The 16,946-nt window shown below is 61.4% G+C and carries 14 protein-coding genes; 5 read left to right on the forward strand and 9 right to left on the reverse strand.

Going from position 1 to position 16,946, the window contains the following annotated elements:
- Window positions 1–109 precede the first annotated feature (109 nt).
- Window positions 110–1,015 (forward strand): DMT family transporter, encoded by a 906-nt coding sequence (locus tag ACQ7C1_RS00625; protein WP_183702636.1) that lies wholly within the window; start codon window positions 110–112, stop codon window positions 1,013–1,015.
- On the opposite strand, the gene ACQ7C1_RS00630 is transcribed toward ACQ7C1_RS00625, so the two are convergent.
- From ACQ7C1_RS00630 to ACQ7C1_RS00645, 4 genes are read right to left on the reverse strand one after another with little or no spacing between them, the layout of a single operon-like run.
- Window positions 981–2,663, reverse strand: a complete 1,683-nt coding sequence (locus ACQ7C1_RS00630; protein WP_430956947.1) for a VOC family protein — start codon at window positions 2,661–2,663, stop codon at window positions 981–983. The genes ACQ7C1_RS00625 and ACQ7C1_RS00630 overlap by 35 nt on opposite strands.
- Before the next feature lie 21 nt (window positions 2,664–2,684).
- Window positions 2,685–4,280 (reverse strand): response regulator, encoded by a 1,596-nt coding sequence (locus ACQ7C1_RS00635; RefSeq protein ID WP_430956948.1) that lies wholly within the window; start codon window positions 4,278–4,280, stop codon window positions 2,685–2,687.
- A 4-nt stretch (window positions 4,281–4,284) separates the two neighbouring features.
- Entirely contained in the window at window positions 4,285–4,710 is a 426-nt protein-coding gene (locus ACQ7C1_RS00640; RefSeq protein ID WP_064800648.1) for a response regulator, read from the reverse strand.
- On the reverse strand, window positions 4,697–6,841 hold the full coding sequence (locus tag ACQ7C1_RS00645) for a sensor histidine kinase (protein ID WP_430956949.1): 2,145 nt from the start codon (window positions 6,839–6,841) through the stop codon (window positions 4,697–4,699). The genes ACQ7C1_RS00640 and ACQ7C1_RS00645 overlap by 14 nt, the downstream gene beginning before the upstream one ends.
- Before the next feature lie 194 nt (window positions 6,842–7,035).
- On the opposite strand from ACQ7C1_RS00645, the gene ACQ7C1_RS00650 reads away from it, so the two are divergent.
- From ACQ7C1_RS00650 to ACQ7C1_RS00660, 3 genes are all read left to right on the forward strand, one after another.
- Window positions 7,036–7,413, forward strand: a complete 378-nt coding sequence (locus tag ACQ7C1_RS00650) for a response regulator (protein WP_097600307.1) — start codon at window positions 7,036–7,038, stop codon at window positions 7,411–7,413.
- Window positions 7,414–7,894: 481 nt separating this feature from the next.
- On the forward strand, window positions 7,895–8,599 hold the full coding sequence (locus ACQ7C1_RS00655) for a helix-turn-helix transcriptional regulator (protein WP_085776927.1): 705 nt from the start codon (window positions 7,895–7,897) through the stop codon (window positions 8,597–8,599).
- A gap of 29 nt (window positions 8,600–8,628) precedes the next feature.
- Window positions 8,629–9,066, forward strand: coding sequence for a response regulator (locus tag ACQ7C1_RS00660; RefSeq protein ID WP_097600308.1), 438 nt, complete (start codon window positions 8,629–8,631; stop codon window positions 9,064–9,066).
- Between the two features lie 103 nt (window positions 9,067–9,169).
- On the opposite strand, the gene ACQ7C1_RS00665 is transcribed toward ACQ7C1_RS00660, so the two are convergent.
- The 4 genes from ACQ7C1_RS00665 to ybaL form a co-directional block, all read right to left on the reverse strand.
- Window positions 9,170–9,886 (reverse strand): sensor histidine kinase, encoded by a 717-nt coding sequence (locus ACQ7C1_RS00665; protein ID WP_430956950.1) that lies wholly within the window; start codon window positions 9,884–9,886, stop codon window positions 9,170–9,172.
- Window positions 9,887–10,060: 174 nt separating this feature from the next.
- Window positions 10,061–12,610, reverse strand: coding sequence for a protein translocase subunit SecD (gene secD, locus ACQ7C1_RS00670; RefSeq protein ID WP_430956951.1), 2,550 nt, complete (start codon window positions 12,608–12,610; stop codon window positions 10,061–10,063).
- 85 nt (window positions 12,611–12,695) lie between these two features.
- On the reverse strand, window positions 12,696–13,076 hold the full coding sequence (locus ACQ7C1_RS00675) for a hypothetical protein (RefSeq protein ID WP_430956952.1): 381 nt from the start codon (window positions 13,074–13,076) through the stop codon (window positions 12,696–12,698).
- Window positions 13,077–13,131: 55 nt separating this feature from the next.
- The gene (gene ybaL, locus ACQ7C1_RS00680) at window positions 13,132–14,952 is read right to left on the reverse strand and encodes a YbaL family putative K(+) efflux transporter (RefSeq protein ID WP_430956953.1); all 1,821 of its coding nucleotides are present in this window, start codon (window positions 14,950–14,952) and stop codon (window positions 13,132–13,134) included.
- A 33-nt stretch (window positions 14,953–14,985) separates the two neighbouring features.
- Between ybaL and ACQ7C1_RS00685 the strand changes: the two genes are divergently transcribed.
- The gene (locus tag ACQ7C1_RS00685; protein ID WP_430956954.1) at window positions 14,986–15,291 is read left to right on the forward strand and encodes a helix-turn-helix transcriptional regulator; all 306 of its coding nucleotides are present in this window, start codon (window positions 14,986–14,988) and stop codon (window positions 15,289–15,291) included.
- 5 nt (window positions 15,292–15,296) lie between these two features.
- On the opposite strand, the gene ACQ7C1_RS00690 is transcribed toward ACQ7C1_RS00685, so the two are convergent.
- A complete protein-coding gene (locus ACQ7C1_RS00690; RefSeq protein ID WP_430956955.1) occupies window positions 15,297–16,718 on the reverse strand; it encodes an ArnT family glycosyltransferase in 1,422 nt (473 codons plus the stop codon).
- Window positions 16,719–16,946: the final 228 nt, after the last annotated feature.

Consider the following 16,946-nt stretch of genomic DNA (forward strand, 5'->3'; position numbering starts at 1 on the left):
TTTCCGTTCTGATGTCGTTCTTCGACTGTCGCCGGCGGTCGACTTCTGCTACGCACTCGGCAGTCAATGGCCCGCCGCCGGTCTGCGGGAAATCAGAAATATCGAGATCATGTCGCAGACTGCTTCCACCTTCTCCGAAGCCTCGCCTTCCAATCGTCTGGCGCTTGCCGCGCTTGTTGTCGGCGGGGCGGCGATCGGCGGTTCGCCGATCTTCGTTCGCCTGTCTGAAGTCGGGCCGATGGCTACTGCCTTCTGGCGTGTGGCGCTGGCGCTGATCCCGATCTTCATCGTCTCGTTCATGAAGAAGGATACGGGGCCGAAACCGCAAAGCCTCTCCGATTACGGTCTGCTGGCTCTTCCGGGCCTGATGCTGGCGCTTGACCTTGCCGCCTGGCATCTTTCGCTCACCATGACGTCGGTGGCCAACGCGACGCTGCTTGCAAACCTCGCGCCTGTTTTCGTCACGCTGATCGCCGTTCTGTTTTTTAAGGCGCGAACCAGCGGCGTCTTCCTGCTCGGGCTGGTCCTGGCGCTCGCCGGTGTCGTTACCTTAAAAGGCGGACCGGCAGGGCTCGGCCACGGGGACTTGGGCGGCGACGGCACCGCGATGATCGCCGCTTTCTTCTATGCCTGCTATATCCTGGCGATTGGCAGGCTGCGCAGCCGGTTCGATACGATCCGCATCATGCTGTGGAGCACGGCATCGGCTGCCGTCTGCATCTTCCCGATAGCCTTCTTCTTCGAAGGGCAGATGCTGCCGGCGACCCTCTACGGTTGGTCGATCCTCTTCGGCCTCGCCTTTATCAGTCATGCCGGCGGGCAGGTGGCGATCACCTATGCGCTGGCCTATCTGCCGCCCGCCTTTTCATCGCTGACGCTGCTGTTGCAGCCGGTCGTCGCCGCAATCCTCGCCTGGGCGCTGCTCGACGAGTCGATCGGGATGATGCAGGCGCTGGGTGCTGCGGTGGTGCTCGCCGGCATCATGGTTGCCCGAACGGCTCGCTCGTCGGTTTGACCGCCTGCTGCTCCAGCGGGGATGGATCATCCCCCATTCTCTGGAGAAGCCACTTCTGAATGATCGGCACATCGGCGTCGCCGAGATCATGGCCGCCGGGGATGACGTCGGAATCGACGGTCGCGCCCGAACTCTTCAGCCTTTCCTCCAGCTCGCTCGCATATTTGCCGTAGGCATCGGTCTTGCCGCTGATGACGAGCAGGTCCGTGCCCTTCAGATCGGCATGCGGATAGTCGCTGAGCACCGGCATGGAGCGCAGCAGCACCGCCTTGTGAACGAGGTTCGGGTGCAGGTAGAGCAGCGAGTTCAACAGGTTGGCGCCGTTGGAATAGCCGACATAGACGATCTTCTTGGGATCGAGGCCATAGGATTTGACGGCGCCTTCGATAAAGGCCGCAAAGGCTTCGGCCTCCGTCTTGATGTCGTTCTGGTCGAAGGAGAAGGGGGTGATGCGCTTGTACCAGCGCGGAAAACCTTCTTCCGTCGCACGGCCACGGACGCCGAGCAGGGTCGCGCGCGGCGCCGCCTTGTTGAGGAGCGGCATCAGCGTTGTCTCATTGCCGCCCGAGCCGTGCAGCAGCACGAAGACACTGCCATCGGGATTCGGCGGCGTATAGAAGCGATGGACGAACGGCAGCTCGCGGTAATTGATGCGCGGCTGGCCGGGCATCGAAAATTGCGGCAGAACCACCTTCAGGTCGTCGAGACTGGTGATCGCTCCCGGCGGCGCGAAGAGCTTGGTGCCGAGGGCTGCGTGCTCTTCGTCAACAGTCATGCCGGGCTTGTCGGTTGCAAGCTCCACCAGTGTGCCGCCGGGCTCGCGGGCATAGAGCGAGCGGAAATACTTGCGGTCGTGCATGTTGGTCGGCGATGCATCGGTCTTCTCCAACGCCTTGGAAACCGAACGCAGCGCCTCTTCATCGGCGGCCCGGAAGGCGACATGATCGACGGTGCCGGTTCCCGGCGCGCCGGACCAGAAGCCGCGTGCATCGCGCACATCGATGACGTCGCCCGATTGTGATACCAGCCTGTCAATCATGCCGCGGTTGGCCTGGAAGCGGTAACCGAAATGGCGCTCGAGGAAGCTGCGGCTCTCGGCCGGCTTTTCCGTCAGCATGGTTGCGCCGCGCACCCGCTTGACGGCATGCTCGACCGGGATCGAGGGGCCATCCCAGACAGCAGGCGATGTGAGGTTCTTTGCGCCCGTAAGCTTGAGGATGATATTATCGGGGTCTTTCAACCTGAGAACAGGCTCACCGAATTCATCGGCCGGTCCCTCCGAACGCAGGCCGAAGTTCATGGCGCGCGTCAGCCAATAACCGATGCTCGCCGGATCGATCGCCAGTGAAATTTCGCTGATCTGGCCGTAACCCGCCCGACCGGGCGCGCCGTCTTCCCATACGAGGAAGCTGACGAGCGAACCCGGCGTACCTGCCGAATCGCCGTAGAAGAGATGGAGCTGAGTCGCATCCTCGTAGCCGGCCGTTTGCTTGACGAGGCGCATGCCGAGAAAGCCGGCGTAAAAATCCACGTTTGCCTGCACCTTTCGGGTGATGGCTGTAACGTGATGTATGCCTGATACCATCGAGAGCAGTCCTGATTGAAGCGGCGTCGTCAGGAGCGCGAGTATGAGAGCTGCGACAGTCATACCGTTGCCAATGACCACCGCTTAGTTTTGTTCCGCGCAAAGCGCAAGCGAATCGCCGCGCGGCAGCAGTTCCAAATGGTCGACATCTTCGAGCGCCTCTTCCAGTTGCTGCAGGGTCGGCGGCTTCACCATATAGGCGCGCGCGCCGAGATTTCTGGCCCGCTGCATGTCGCTCTCATCGCTTGAGGTGCTGAGAATGCAGACGGGAATCCGTTTGAGACGGGCGTCGGCCGAAAGCGCGTTCAGCACCTCGAAGCCATCCATGATCGGCATGTTGATGTCGAGCAGCATCAGGTCGATCTGCGGCACATCGGCGATGCCGGCGCGCTCTTCGAGCAGCCGCATCGCCTCGCGTCCGTTGGTTGCGACATGAAGGTTGAAGGTCACCTTCTCCCGCCGCATCAGCTTGATCTTCAGGATCTGGATGTCGGCGGGGCTGTCTTCGACCAGCAGTACCTCGGCAAGCCTGCCGGAACCTTCACCCGGCTGCTCCGCCGGCTTCAGGCTGGGCGGAACGGCTGATGCGGCGGGCGGTGCGGGCCGTGCCTCGGCAAGCGGCATCTCGACGATGAAGGTGGCGCCGGGTCCCTTGTCCGGTTCGCACCAGATGGCGCCGCCATGCAGCTGCGCGATGCGGCGGCAGATGGCAAGGCCTAGTCCGGTGCCCTCGATGCCGCGGCCGACGAGCCGTTTGAACGGCTGGAAGATCAGCTCGCGGTGCTGGGGATCGATGCCGGGTCCGTTGTCACGCACCAACAGTCGGCAGCTACCCCCTCGCGCTTCGCTCGAGATTTGAACCTCCGGAACCTTTTGATCGCAGTAGCGGATGGCATTCGACACCAGGTTCTGCAGAAGCTGGGTCAGCAGCGTCGCATCACCCATCACTTCCGGCAGCACACCGCGAATGACGACGGCCCCGCGGCTCTCCATCTGCTGGCGCAGATTGTCTTCCACCTGGTTGAGTACATCGGACAGCGAGACCGGCGTCAGCTGCGGCCCGCCATAGGCTTCGAGCTTGGTGAAGTTCGAGACCTTGACGATCAGGTCTTCCATATGGTCGGCGGCGCTCAAGACATAATCGAGCAGCTCGCGGTCTTCGGCCGGAAGCACTGCAGAACCGTGCAGGATGCGGCTGAAGGACTTGATCGTCCTCAGCGGCTCCTTCAGGTCATGCGCCATGGCGCGTGTGAAGATCTCAAGCGATTGCCGCTTCTGCTCCAGCTGGGCTTCCAGCATGCCGTGCATGATGGCGTTCTGGATGCAGCGATGCAGCGTTTCGGGTGAAAGGGTATCCTTGGTGAGATAGTCGCGCGCGCCGCTCTTCATCACCTCGACGGCGACGGTTTCGCTGCCTTGACCGGTCAGCATGATGACGTTGGCGACGGGATCGTCCTCCAAAATATCGGCAAGAACACCGAGCCCGTCGCGCCCCGGCAGCGAATAGTCGAGCAGGATGCAGTTCGGCCGTTTCCTGCTGTTGAGAGCGCGGCCCTCTTCACCCGTCTCCGCCTCGAGGACGGTATAGGCCGTGCTGGAGACGCGGCCCAGAATGCGCCGATAGACCTCGCGGTCGTCGATGTTGTCGTCGATGATGAGAATGCAGCAGTCTTCCGCCAAACCGTCAGTCCTCGAGCGGCAGGATCGCGATTTCGAACCAATATTCCTTTAACCGCTGGATCGCGGCGAAGAGACCGTCGAGATCGACCGGCTTCTGCACATAGGTGTTGGCGCCGAGCGCGTAGCAGCCTTCGATGTCGCGTTCATCGTCTGACGTCGTCAGGATCACCACCGGAATTTTGCGCCAGCCGTCGTTCGACTTGATCGCTTCCAGCGTCTTGCGGCCGTCGAGTCCCGGCATGTTGAGATCGAGCAGGATCAGCCCTGGTTTCGGCACCATCACGCCGAGCATGTCGAGTGCTTCCTGACCCGAGGCGGCCCAGCGGATCGAGTTGCGCAGGTTGGTGCGTTTGAAGGCGCGCATCGTCGCTTCGAAATCGTCTTCACTGTCTTCGACGATCAAAATCGGTTGCGTGTCACGCTGCTGCATTCTGCCCCTCGCGTTTTCTTCCCAGGGTGAAATAGAACGTAGTGCCGACGCCGACCTCGGACTCCAGCCAGATATCGCCGTTGTGCCGCGCGATGATCTTGCGGACGAAGGTAAGGCCTGCTCCGGTTCCGTCGTCGGAATCCTGCGACTTTTCGAGCCGTTTGAAAATGCGGAAAATATCCTCATGGAATTCCTGGGGTATTCCCTTGCCGTTATCCCTAACGAAAAACACGTTGCGGGCAACCGTGCCATCCTTGCCGACGAACCGCTCGAGATAGCCGATCGAGACCAGCGGCGCCGGCTTGTCGTTGTACTTGATCGCATTGGTGATGAGATTGCGGAACACTTCGGTCAGCCGCGGCGCGTCGCAGACCACGTCAGGGAGCCGGCCGTCGGTGACGACCCTGGCATGCCGCTCTTCCAGCAGCAGCTCCATCGTCGCGACCACATCCTTGACGATCAGGCTGATATCGGTGCGTTTGACTGCCAGCTGCTGCCGCCCGAGCCTGGAGAAGTAGAGCAGGTCGTTGACGAGCTTCTCCATCCGCTGGCTCAGACGCACGAGCCGGTTCAGCCGGCGCACGCCGTCCGCGTCGAGCTTGTCCTCATAATCCTCGAGGAGGAAACGCGAGTGGTTGTGCAGGCCGCGCAGCGGTTCCTTCAGGTCATGCGAGGCAATATAGGCGAATTCGTCGAGGTCGTGGTTGCTGCGCTCGAGTTCGGCCGTATATGCCTCGAGCTGGGCGAGCGTCGTCTTCATCCGTTCTTCCTGCCGCACGCGCTCGCTGATATCTCGTACGATGCCGACGAATGTCTTGGTCTCGCCGCTGACGACAACGCTGATGGATACTTCGATCGGGAAGACGATGCCGTTCTTGCGCCGCCCGGAGACCATGCGCGTCGTGCCGATGATGCGCTCCTCGCCGGTCTGGCGGTAGTGGGCGAGATAGCCGTCATGCTCGGAATGATAAGGCTCAGGCATCAGCATCTTGATGTTCCGGCCGATCGTTTCCTGCGGTGAATAGCCGAACATGCTTTCGGCCGCCGGATTGAAACTTTTGATCGTTCCGCGCCCGTCGATGACGAGGACGGCATCGGGCGTGCTGCGCGCCAGCGCGCCGAAGCGAACGCGTTCGGCTTCCAGGTTGTTGTTGTTGCGCAGGAAATAGAAGACGAGGATGGCGATCAGCCAGAGCGTGGCGGCGGTGATGGTGCGATTGGCGATCTCCTGCCAGAATGCCGCCTCGTCATGCCTGACGGCGAAGAAGCCGAGCATGAGGAGCACGGTGCAGGCAAAGGCGAAGAAGAGCGGCGCATTCCTGTTGCCGAACCAGAGCGCCGTCAGCACCAGCGGCACGTAGAGAATGCCGTTGGCAAGGCCGAGCGGCGTATAGAGATCGACGACGAGGCCGGTGAAGCAGACTGCCGCCGGAATCCAGAGCGGAATCTGCGCCCGGTTTGCCGGCTGCATCCACCAGGAGCGGGCAAGCAGGCCCGCGCCGAAAAGCACCATGCCGACTGCCGTGTGCAACGCCATCGCCGCATAGGGACCCCAGCGGTAGCCCTGTTCGGCATCGGTGAGATAGCCGGCGAGCGCGATCATGCCGAGCGTGACGACGACATAGCTCGTCAGTTCCTGCACGACCTGGTTTTTCGACTTCTCCACATGAAGCGAGAGCAGCAGCGAAAGATTGGCAATGAGAAAGATCAGCGCCGTATTGGGGCCCATGCCGCCGCCGATCTCGGCGATGAAATCGGGAGGAATCACCAGGTGGGTGATCAACTGGTCGACGTTATGGACGGCCCGCCCAACCGTAGCGATTTCCACCAGCCGGGCCGCCGCGATCGCCGCTGCGATCCCTGTCATGATCGTTGCCGCTATCCGAGAGCGGCGGCCATCAAGCATCGAGGCCGCAAGCCCAAGGCCGGATAGTATGAAGCAGACCCCGGTGTTGAAGGCCATTGACGGAAAGCCGGGGAAGAGCGAAATGATGAGCTTGATCTGCAACAGCCAGCCGGCAAGGGCGCTCACTCCGAGAAGGAACAGCAGGCAGCCGACTGCAATTGCAAAGGCACGGTAGCGCCGTCGCCTCCGCTGGTCCTGCAGGTCCACGTTGCCCTTATCCTGCACCCGTGTATCCTCTCTCGGTTCGCGCGGCCATTTTTTCCGAAATCGAGGAATACTCAATAGGCAGCGGCCGCCGCCGTCGCGCTTTTTCCGAAATGATTTTTCGATCGGACAGATCGAATTTTCGTGAAATCGCGATATCGTGACGTCGGAAGACAACGAGGTTCATTCGAACAATACCCAGATCACGGTGCCGGATGCCTACGATAGTTTACGTCGACGACAGCAGGGATGATCTCTTCTATCTCGACTATATCCGCAAGAAGCAGCATATAGACGTCGATCTATTTTGTTTCTCGACCGCCGAGACGGCGCTGGAGGCGCTGAAGCAGCGCGTGGCCGAAGGCTGGGCTCCGCCGGAGCTGCTGGTCGCCGATCTCTATATGCCCCTCGACAGCGGCATCAGCCTGGTAAGCACGCTGCGCAGCGATGACCGGTTCAGAACAATGCGTCTCGCTGTCTGCAGCGGGTCGGATGCCGATGAGGATCGCATGCGTGCTTTCGAAGCCGGTGCCGATTTTTACCTTGAGAAGCCGCTTGACCTCGCAGCGATCCTTCTCAATCTGGAAGTGTAGGAAACAGCGGAAGCCGAATGGTGCGTTTCCTGGCGTTGGTCCTGGCGACGTGACGAACCGCAATTGACAAGGCCGAGTGCGCATCCCAAGATGCAACCGAAACGAAACGGACGGAACGTAAAATAAGCGCTGAGAGAGCCGATTGACCCGTGTTCGCCGCCACGAACTTCCAGCCAACCCCTTAGCTGAATGGGCCTGTCGGCTCTCTCGCGCTTACGTCTGGCACTGCCTTCTCGCATTCATGGATGTTGAACGCGGAAGATTTACGACACCCAGGTAAGAATTACTGCCCCTCAGTATATCTGCCCGTGCATCACCTGTAGTTGAGATAATTGATGATATCCGCCTTGTATACCGAAAGTCCCCGTTTCGATATCTCTCATCAACCGTCTCGCAATTTTTGTAGCTGTTCGCGTTTAAGACGTATATCCCAAGATTTGGGGATCGGGGGCATGGCGGGAGGAGGAGAGGAAGAGTGGGAATGAACAATGCCGCGGCAACTCCTTTTCATGCCGGACCGGAGCTGAGCCGAGCGATCAACCGCACCGATTTTTTCCGCCTGCTGAAAGCGGCGGCGCAGCATTACCACTTCGATAATTTCGCGCTTGCCCGGATTTCCGAGGCTTCGGCTCCATTCGGCGAACGCGATATCGTCATCACCAATGTCGCCGAGCGACGGGTTGGCCTGTTCATTGCGACGTTGAGGGAGGCGCTCGGGACCACCCGCGCAAAAAGCGCTCAGTTTCTGGCAACGCCCGTCCATGGCCGGAGCGCGCAGCCGGACACCTATCCCTCCGATCTGCTTTTCAACGAGTTCCGCAGCGGCGTCTTCCTCTTCATTCCGCTGTTCACGCCCGAAGGGCGGCGATATTGTCTCGTGCTGAGCGGCGAGCGTGAAGAGCCGGACCAGGGCGAGATTGCCGACATGCTTCTTGATGCCATGCGCATTTTCGACAAGCTCTACGAGGAAATCCTGACGCAGGAAATGTCCGGGCGGTTGACCCAGCGCGAAGCGGAAATCGTCAAATGGACCAGCGAAGGCAAGACCTCGGCCGAAATCGCCATCATCCTCGGTCTGTCTGAACATACGGTCAATTCGCATATCACTGCGGCCGCGCGCAAGCTCGACGCCGTGAACCGCGTCCACATGGTGGCGATCGCCCTGAGGAATGGTTTGGTTTCGTGAAAATCGGCTTCGGGACTGGGGAAATTGAAATGATCACCAAAACGGTCCGACAGAACGCCGTCAAGGTTCTCTTCGTCGACGACGAGTTCATCGAATTCCGCGCGCTCAAAAAGAAGATCGCCGATCTCTCCGAGCCGGCGGTCGAAGTCGAATATTCGCCGTCGATCGGAGACGCATTGGAAAAGATCCGCGCGGCGCGCTTCGATCTCATCCTGCTCGACAATCGCCTTCTGCCCAATGCCGATTTCCGCGAGACGGTGCCGGAGCTGCGCGGCATCGGCTATACCGGCCCGATCGGCGTCGTCTCGACCGACATATCGGGCGGCTATTTCCAGGAATTTCCGGATTACGGCGTCGACTTTCGCATCGGCAAGGACGAAATCGACGTCCAGACGCTGCAGCACATCATCCGCGAATATGTGCACTACGATGTGCCGGATTTCTGGAAGGACGATTACAGCATTTGAGCCGCGCAAAACAGCGCGAAGGCTTGGAAGCACGTCGGCCGAATCTGAGATCGCGGTGCGCTTCAAGCACGGCAAATGAGGCTGAGCGATTGCAATATGTGCCTCAGCCGGCGGGAAGGCGGATGGTGAAGTGGCTGCCGTTTTCGTCGGAATGCTCGAGACGGATATCGCCGCCAAGCACCTTCAGAAGTTCCTGCGCCGTCGTCAGGCCGAGGCCGGCGCCAGGGGCTGCCCCCGCCTTCGGTAATTTCCAGAACGGCTCGAAGATCCGCTCTCGATAAGCGGGATCGATGCCAGTGCCGTTATCGGAAATCCGGATGGCCCAGTTCGCCCCCTCTTGCTCCGCCGTCATGGCCACATGCGGCGGCGATGAGCTCCGATAGGTGAGGGCGTTGGACATGAGCTGCCTGAGCACCAAGCCGAACAGCGCCGGGTCGGTGCGGATGGAGGGGAGGTCCCGACTGGCGAACGTCGCGTCGAGAGCCCCCGTCTCCTCGATGAGTTCGCTCCAAATTTTTTCGGCCAAGACCTTCAGGTCGACCTCTTCCAGCGTCACCTGCGGTGCACCACCGGCAAGGCTCATCAGTGCCTTGGTGAGACGCTGGGCCGCCTGCACCTTTTCCAGGATCATCTTGAGGCTCTGAAGCTGCTCGCTGTCGAGTGTCTCCTCAAGATCGTCGAGCAGCAGCTCGGCATACATGGCAATATGGCGCAGCGGCGATTGCAGGTCGTGCGAGGCGATTGCAAGAAAGCGCTTAATGCGTTCTTCGTTGTCGCCGGCAATATTGGATTCAAGCGGTTTCGTCGGGTTGGGTGACATCGCGCGGTTTCCCCGATCTCTGATGCATCGTCGCGCTCTCTTTTTCAGCCGCGCGATGGACGCTGTAATAGCTTGAATTGCTGCATAATTTGATCCTGGCAATAGGCAACAATAAAAAGAGAGCGCCGGCTCTGCAACCGGCGCCCTCTTCAAGGATACGTTAACAACCCGTTTTCAGCTCGCCGACTTGCGCGAGCGACCCTCTTCCGGCGGGATGATTTCGGCTGCCGCATCGGTCGCCGTTACCGCCTTGGCGTGGCGGCGGCGCCAGTCGCCGAGGAACAGCAGGATCGGTGCGGCAATGAAGATCGACGAGGCGCCGGCCACAAGAATGCCGAAGACCATCGGGATCGCAAAGCTGGAGACGGCGCTGCCGCCCCAGATCGCCATCGGCACCAGGGCGAGGAAGGCCGTCGCATTGGTGTAGAGGCTTCGCGCAAGAGTTTCGTTGATCGACTTGTCGATAATCTCGCGCAACGGCATCGACTTGTAGAGCCGCATGTTTTCGCGCATGCGGTCGTAAACAACGACCTTGTCGTTCACCGAATAGCCAACGAGCGTCAGGATGGCTGCGATGGCCGTGAGGTTGAAGTCGAGACCGGTGATTGCGAAGAAGCCGATTGCCTTGGTGACGTCGAGCACCAGCGTAACGATGGCGCCGACGGCAAACGGCCATTCGAACCGCGCCCAGATATAGAGCAGCATCGCGATGCTGGCGATCACGACCGACAGGATGCCGGCCGAGGCAAGCTCGCCGCTGACCTTCGGACCGATGACGTCGGTGCCTTCGACGGTAGCGCTCGGATCGATCTTGGCGACTTCGGCCTTCAGCTTGGTCACCGCCGCCGTCTGTGCCTCTTCGCCGCCTTCCTGCCGCTGCGCGCGAACGAGAATGCTGTTGTTGTCGCCGAAGGTCTGCAGCGTGATTTCGCCGAGGCCGAGACTATCGAGACCCTCGCGGAACTTTGCCAGATCGGCCGCCTCCTTCGTCTTGACCGACATCTGGATGCCGCCGCGGAAATCGACGCCGTAGTTGAGGCCGGGATGGATGAAGAGCACGACCGATGCGATCGAAAGCAGCGCCGAAACGGTGACGCCGAAGAAGCGCGCCTTCATGAACTGGATGTGCTTGTCATACGGGCTGAAGGGGATCAACGGCCGGATGTTCAGCACCTTGAACTTGCGGCGGCGGGTAATCTCGATCATCGCGACGCGAACGAACGCGACGGAGGTGAACATCGAGATGATCAGGCCAAGCGCCATGGTCACCGCAAAGCCTCGAACCGGCCCGGAACCGAACCAGAACAGGATCGCCGCAGCGATCAGGGCCGTCATGTTGCCGTCGATGATGGTCGAATAGGCTCGGTTGAAGCCTGTATCGATAGCGGCAAAGGCACCCTTGCCCTTGCGGGTCTCTTCGCGAATACGTTCATTGATAAGGACGTTCGCATCGACCGCAAGGCCGATGCCGAGAACGACGCCTGCAATGCCGGGCAGTGTCAGCGTCGCGCCGACCAGCGTGAGCGCCGAGAAGGTCAGGATCGTGTGGATCAGCAGCGCCACGTTCGCCAGGATGCCCCAGGTGCCGTAGAGCACGAAGATGAAGGCTGCAACAAGGGCGAAACCGACGATGCCGGAATAGATGCCCATCTTGATGGCGTCGGCGCCGAGATCGGCGCCGACCGTGCGCTCCTCGATAACGGTCAGCTTGGCGGGCAGGGCGCCGGCGCGCAGCATGGCGGCAAGCGTCGTGGCGCTGTCTGCCGAGAAGTTGCCGGAGATCTGGCCGGAGCCGCCGGTGATCGGCTCGCGGATAACGGGGGCGCTCAGCACCTTGTTATCGAGAACGATGGCAAAGGGATTGCCGACATTCTGGCGGGTGATCTCTGCAAAGCGCGTGGCGCCGGCGCTGTCGAAGCGGAAGCTGACGATGGGCTCGCGCGTGTTAGGATCGAAGCTGACGCGGGCATCCGATAGGCGGTCGCCCGATATTTCGACACGGTCGAGAACCGGATAGGATCTGCCTTCGTCGTCCTGCAGCATGGTGACGCCGGGGCCGGGCTGATTGTTCGGCGCCAGCATGTGGAAGGACATCTTTGCCGTGGAGCCGAGAAGTTCGCGCAGGCGCGACGGATCTTGCGCGCCGGGAAGCTGGACGAGCACGCGGTTGCCGCCGATGCGCTGGATGGTCGGCTCGGAGACGCCGACCTGGTCGACACGCTGGCGGATGACTTCAAGGCTCTGCTGGACGGCGTTGTCGACATTGGCGGAGATGCCGGCCGGCGAGAAGCCGACGGTGATGGTCGCTCCGTTTGCGGTGACGTTGAGATCCGCCTGACCGGCGCTGAGGCCGGTGCTGATCGGGTTGGCAAGCGTCTTAAGATCGGTGACTGCCGCGTCGCTCTGCGCGGCATCGGCGAGCGTCACGACGATCTGGTTCTGGCTGCGCACGACGGCCTTCGGCTGGATGCCCTTTTCGCGCAGGACGCGGCGGGCGTCCTGCAGCAGCGATTGCAGCCGCTCCTTGGTCAGATCGGCTTCGTCGACCTCCAGAACGAGGTGAGAACCGCCGCGAAGGTCAAGGCCGAGCGATACCTGCTCATGCGGCAGCCAGGCCGGAATTCGCTGGAGCACGGATTGCGGCAGGGCGTTCGGCAGGGCGATCAATAGCCCGATCACGATGATCACCGTATAGGTGAACACCAGCCATGGTGAATTACGCATGTTGTATTCCTTAGATAATCGAGGGCCGGCGCCCGGGCGCTGGCGGCATGTCGTCAATGGTCGGATGCGCCGCTCGGCGCAGGCCTCAGGCGATGATCGGGGGCGCGCGCGCCTGATGGGTCCTGGAAACTGCCTGATGAAGCGGAGGCTCTAATGCCGCAAGAGGAGCCGCCATGTCCCAGCCGGTAAAGTCGACAGCAGGGGCGGCGGCAAGGGCCGGCGGTCCGGCGTCGTAGGCGGTCTGTTTCGGCGCAAGCCTGCGCTCGGCGGCAAGCACGCCGCGCACGGCATCGCGCGCGCTCAGTTGCGGCGGCTGCGGATCGCGGCCGGAAGAGGAAAGCGTATTGACGGCGGTCGCCTGCGCAATGATGAGATTGCCGCCGAAAAGCAGGCCGATATAGGCAAGAATGGCGAAGAGGAGGGAAAAGGCGATACGGCTCGTCAGACGGTGCTGGTCCAGCTCCATCTCCCCCGTCCCGGCGATGTCACTCCCGTATCGGCTCAAAAGCGCGCCAAATCTCTCATTGTCGTTCCGGCGGAGCAGTGCCCGTCGGGATGATTGTAGCAGGCTCCTGCCTGTCTTCATAGGAAACACTCTCATGATGCACTTGAGCGAGCCGGTCAACCATGCCAAGGGCGATTTCGCGTTCGCCCATGATGACGGTGTCGGCGCCGTATTGTTTCAACTCGTCGACCTCGGCGTCGGAATGGGCGCGGGCGACGATAAGGATCGAGGGATTGACGCTGCGCGCCTGCTCGGCGATGCGGCAGGCCTCGAAGGCGTTCGGGATGGCGATGGCGAGGCTGCGTGCAGACGAAAGATTGGCGAGATCGAGCGTTTCCCGCGCCACTGCATTGCCCATGTAGGCTTCGATCCCCTGCGCTTTCAATTCGCCTATGCGCTTGTCGGAATCCTCGATGACGAGGAAGGGCGTGCCTGACGATTTGAGATTCTGTCCGACGATCCTGCCGACTCGGCCGTAACCGATGAGGATTGCGTGGCCGGTAAGCGCGGTCGGACGCACGTCGTCGTCCTCGGGCGGCGCCTGTTCCTGAACGGCACCCACATCGGCGGCGGAAGCCGGCTCGGCCACGGTTTCCTCGCGCCTTGCACCTTCGAGAAGAGGCCGCGCGCGGTCGCAGAGGAAGAACAGCAGTGGATTGACGATGATCGAGATGATGGCGCCGGCAAGGATCAGGTCGCGGCCCTCCTCCGGCAAAAGCCCGAGCTCGACGCCGAGAGCGGCGAGAATGAAGGAGAACTCGCCGATCTGACCGAGGCTTGCCGAAATCGTCAGCGCCGTGCCGGGCGGCTTCTTGAAGGCGAGCACGATCAAAAAGGCGGCGACGGATTTGCCGATGACGATGATGAAGACGGTGGCGAGGATCGGCAGCGGTCTGTCGATCAGGATGTTCGGATCGAACAGCATGCCGACCGAGACGAAGAAGAGTACGGCGAAGGCGTCGCGCAGCGGCAGGCTTTCCTGGGCTGCGCGGTGGCTGAGCTCGCTTTCGGCAAGCACCATGCCGGCAAAGAAGGCTCCAAGCGCCAGGGACACGCCGAAGAGTTTGGCCGCGCCGAAGGCGACGCCGAGGGCGATGGCCAACACACCGAGCCGGAAGAGCTCGCGCGAGCCGGCATGGGCAATGCGATGCATCGTCCAAGGAATGAGCTTGCGGCCGAAGACGAGCATCAGAGCCACGAAGAGCGCCACCTTGACCAGCGTCATGGCGATCATGCCGCCGATGCCGAGATCGAGGCCGAACAGGCTGTTCAGCCCCGCCGACAGCGGCTCGACGGGACCATGGCCGTCGCCGCCGATGCTGGCTGCAGCCGGGATCAGCACCAGCGCCAGCACCATGGCGAGGTCTTCGACGATCAGCCAGCCGACGGCGATCCTGCCGCGCTCCGTCTCTATGAGCCGGCGCTCCTGCAGAGCCTTGAGGAGCACGACGGTAGAGGCAACTGAAAGCGCCAGGCCGAAAACCAGGCTGCCGCCGGTCGGCCAGCCCATCAATGCACCGAGGCCCCAGCCGAGCAAGGTGGCAAAACCGATCTGCACGACCGCGCCAGGCAGCGCGATGCCGCGCACCGACAGCAGGTCCTTGAGGGAGAAATGCAGCCCGACGCCGAACATCAGCAGGATGACGCCGATTTCGGCAAGCTCCGGCGCGAGGCTCTGATCGGCCACGTAACCCGGAGTATGTGGCCCCACCAGCACACCGGCAATCAGATAGCCGACGAGCGGCGGCATGCGCAGCCGATGAGCAAGCGCGCCGAAGATGAAAGCCAGCACCAGGCCGCCGACGATTGTCGAAATCAAGGGCGTATCGTGCGGCATCGCTTCTCCCGATCTGGAAATTTCGTTCGTATTATGACATATATGATCTATATCAACCAATATGGGTACTTTGAGATTATGGGTCAAGGCGCGAGAGAAACAATTCTAAGCCCCGCTCTCTGCCGGGCTGCACGCGGTCTGCTCGACTGGACCCAGAACGAGCTCGCCGAGAAGGCGGCCGTCTCGCGCAGCACCATCCGTGATTACGAGGGACGCCACCACGATATCCACCGTGCGACCGAAGCGCAGTTGCGCCTCGCCTTCGAGGAAGGCGGCGTCAGGTTCGTTGAGATAGAAGGCGCCGGCACCGGCCTCTGCCTGCCCAATCGACTAGGCTGAAGCCCTCAGGGCGCCAGGCAGGCGGCAGAAACCTTGTAAACGTAAAGCGTCTTTCGCTTGTAGTAGCCTGCGGCAGGCAGCCAGCTCTTCAGCAGCTCGGGGGTTTCAGTGGCGCAGGTTAGCGGCGTGTCCGTCAGGAAAAGCACCTTGCCGGCGATGTCGGCGGGCAGGGCGAATTCCTGCTCATAATAGCTCTCCGGCAGGCCTGCGGGTGCGCGCGCATAGATCCTGAAGGATGTATCGCGCAGCGTATAAAAGAGATCAGCGACCATGTCGCGGTTGTCGGTAACGATGATGTCGGTGCCCGCCTGAGCTGCAAGGGCTCCCGCCTCGCGGCTGACCTCGGCGCGCCCGAGATAGCGCTTCATCAATTCGTCGCCGTTCGGCAGCAGCAATTGCTGCGGAAAGATGGTCGCCAGCGGAAAGAGCAGGCTTGCGATGCCGTTGATGGTGAGCGACAGCCTCAGCCCCTTCGGCCACATCCGGTAAAGCAGCCAGACGGCAAGAATGGTCCCCGCGACATAGGCGGTCACGGCCCAGTTGGCATAGGCTTTGGCAACGGTCGCCTGCAGGGTGATCAGCACCACCACCGGCATCGACAGCCAGATCAGCATCTTTTCGCGGTCGTCGCTTCGGCCCTTGATCATGCGATAGACCGCCCACAGCATTGCGAAGAAGATGATCGGCCCGACGACGCCGAATTGGGCGGAGAAGAATTCGAGCCCGCGGCGCAGATTGATGCCGAGATCGCTCCAGTGGGCGATATCCTGCGTGTGGCGCACCGTCGTATTGTCGTGTTGCAGGTTCCACCAGAGGTTCGGCGAGGCGACGACAGCGGCAACCGCGACCGCTATGATGAAGTCCCGGACAGCGATGCGCGCCGCGGGGATGAGAAGGAGGGCGATCGCGCCGCCTGGTACGACGAACAGAACGGCATATTTCGTCAAAAAGGCAAGGCCGACGGCGAGACCCATGACGAGCGCCAGTGCCACAGAGCGCCGCTGCGTCAGGCTGAAATAGGCGAGCAGGGCGACGGCGATGAAGAACAGCAGGATCACGTCGGTCGAGAAGAAAACCGAAGAGAGCGCCACGCCGGGAAGCGTGATGTAGGTGGCGCCCGTCCAGCCTTCGATCTCCGGCCCGACGAAGCGCCTTGCCAGCTTCATCAGCACCAGCGCCGCCACCATGTGGATCAGCGGCCCGAGCAGCCTGATGAAATAGATGGCGTTGGAGCCGGAAAGCTCCGTCATCGCCCGGATCACCCAGGCGATCATCGGCGGTTTTGAATAGTAGCCGAGATCGAGATTCTGCGACCAGAACCAGTACTGGGCCTCGTCGACAAACAGGTCTGTGGCATCGAAATACAGCGTGACGACGCGCCAGAGCGTGAAGCCGAGAACGATGAGAAGACCAGATCTGGGAGACATGAACCGAGTGTTCCGCTGACGTGAAAGGCGCGAGTGCGATTACACCAAAGGCACCGGACTGCCAACGGGGATTGGATCGGCTTGAAGCCAGAGAGGCTTCAGAACACCCGAAGCATCCCGATGTCGCGATTTGCGGCAAGGAAATCGAGGCGGGCGATGGCGGCAAGTATGCCCATTGCGATCAAACAGGAACCCAATCCGAGAACAATCATTGCTCTGTCCTTGTCG

It is taken from the genome of Rhizobium sp. Nf11,1, from assembly GCF_050587665.1.
Classification (GTDB): domain Bacteria; phylum Pseudomonadota; class Alphaproteobacteria; order Rhizobiales; family Rhizobiaceae; genus Rhizobium.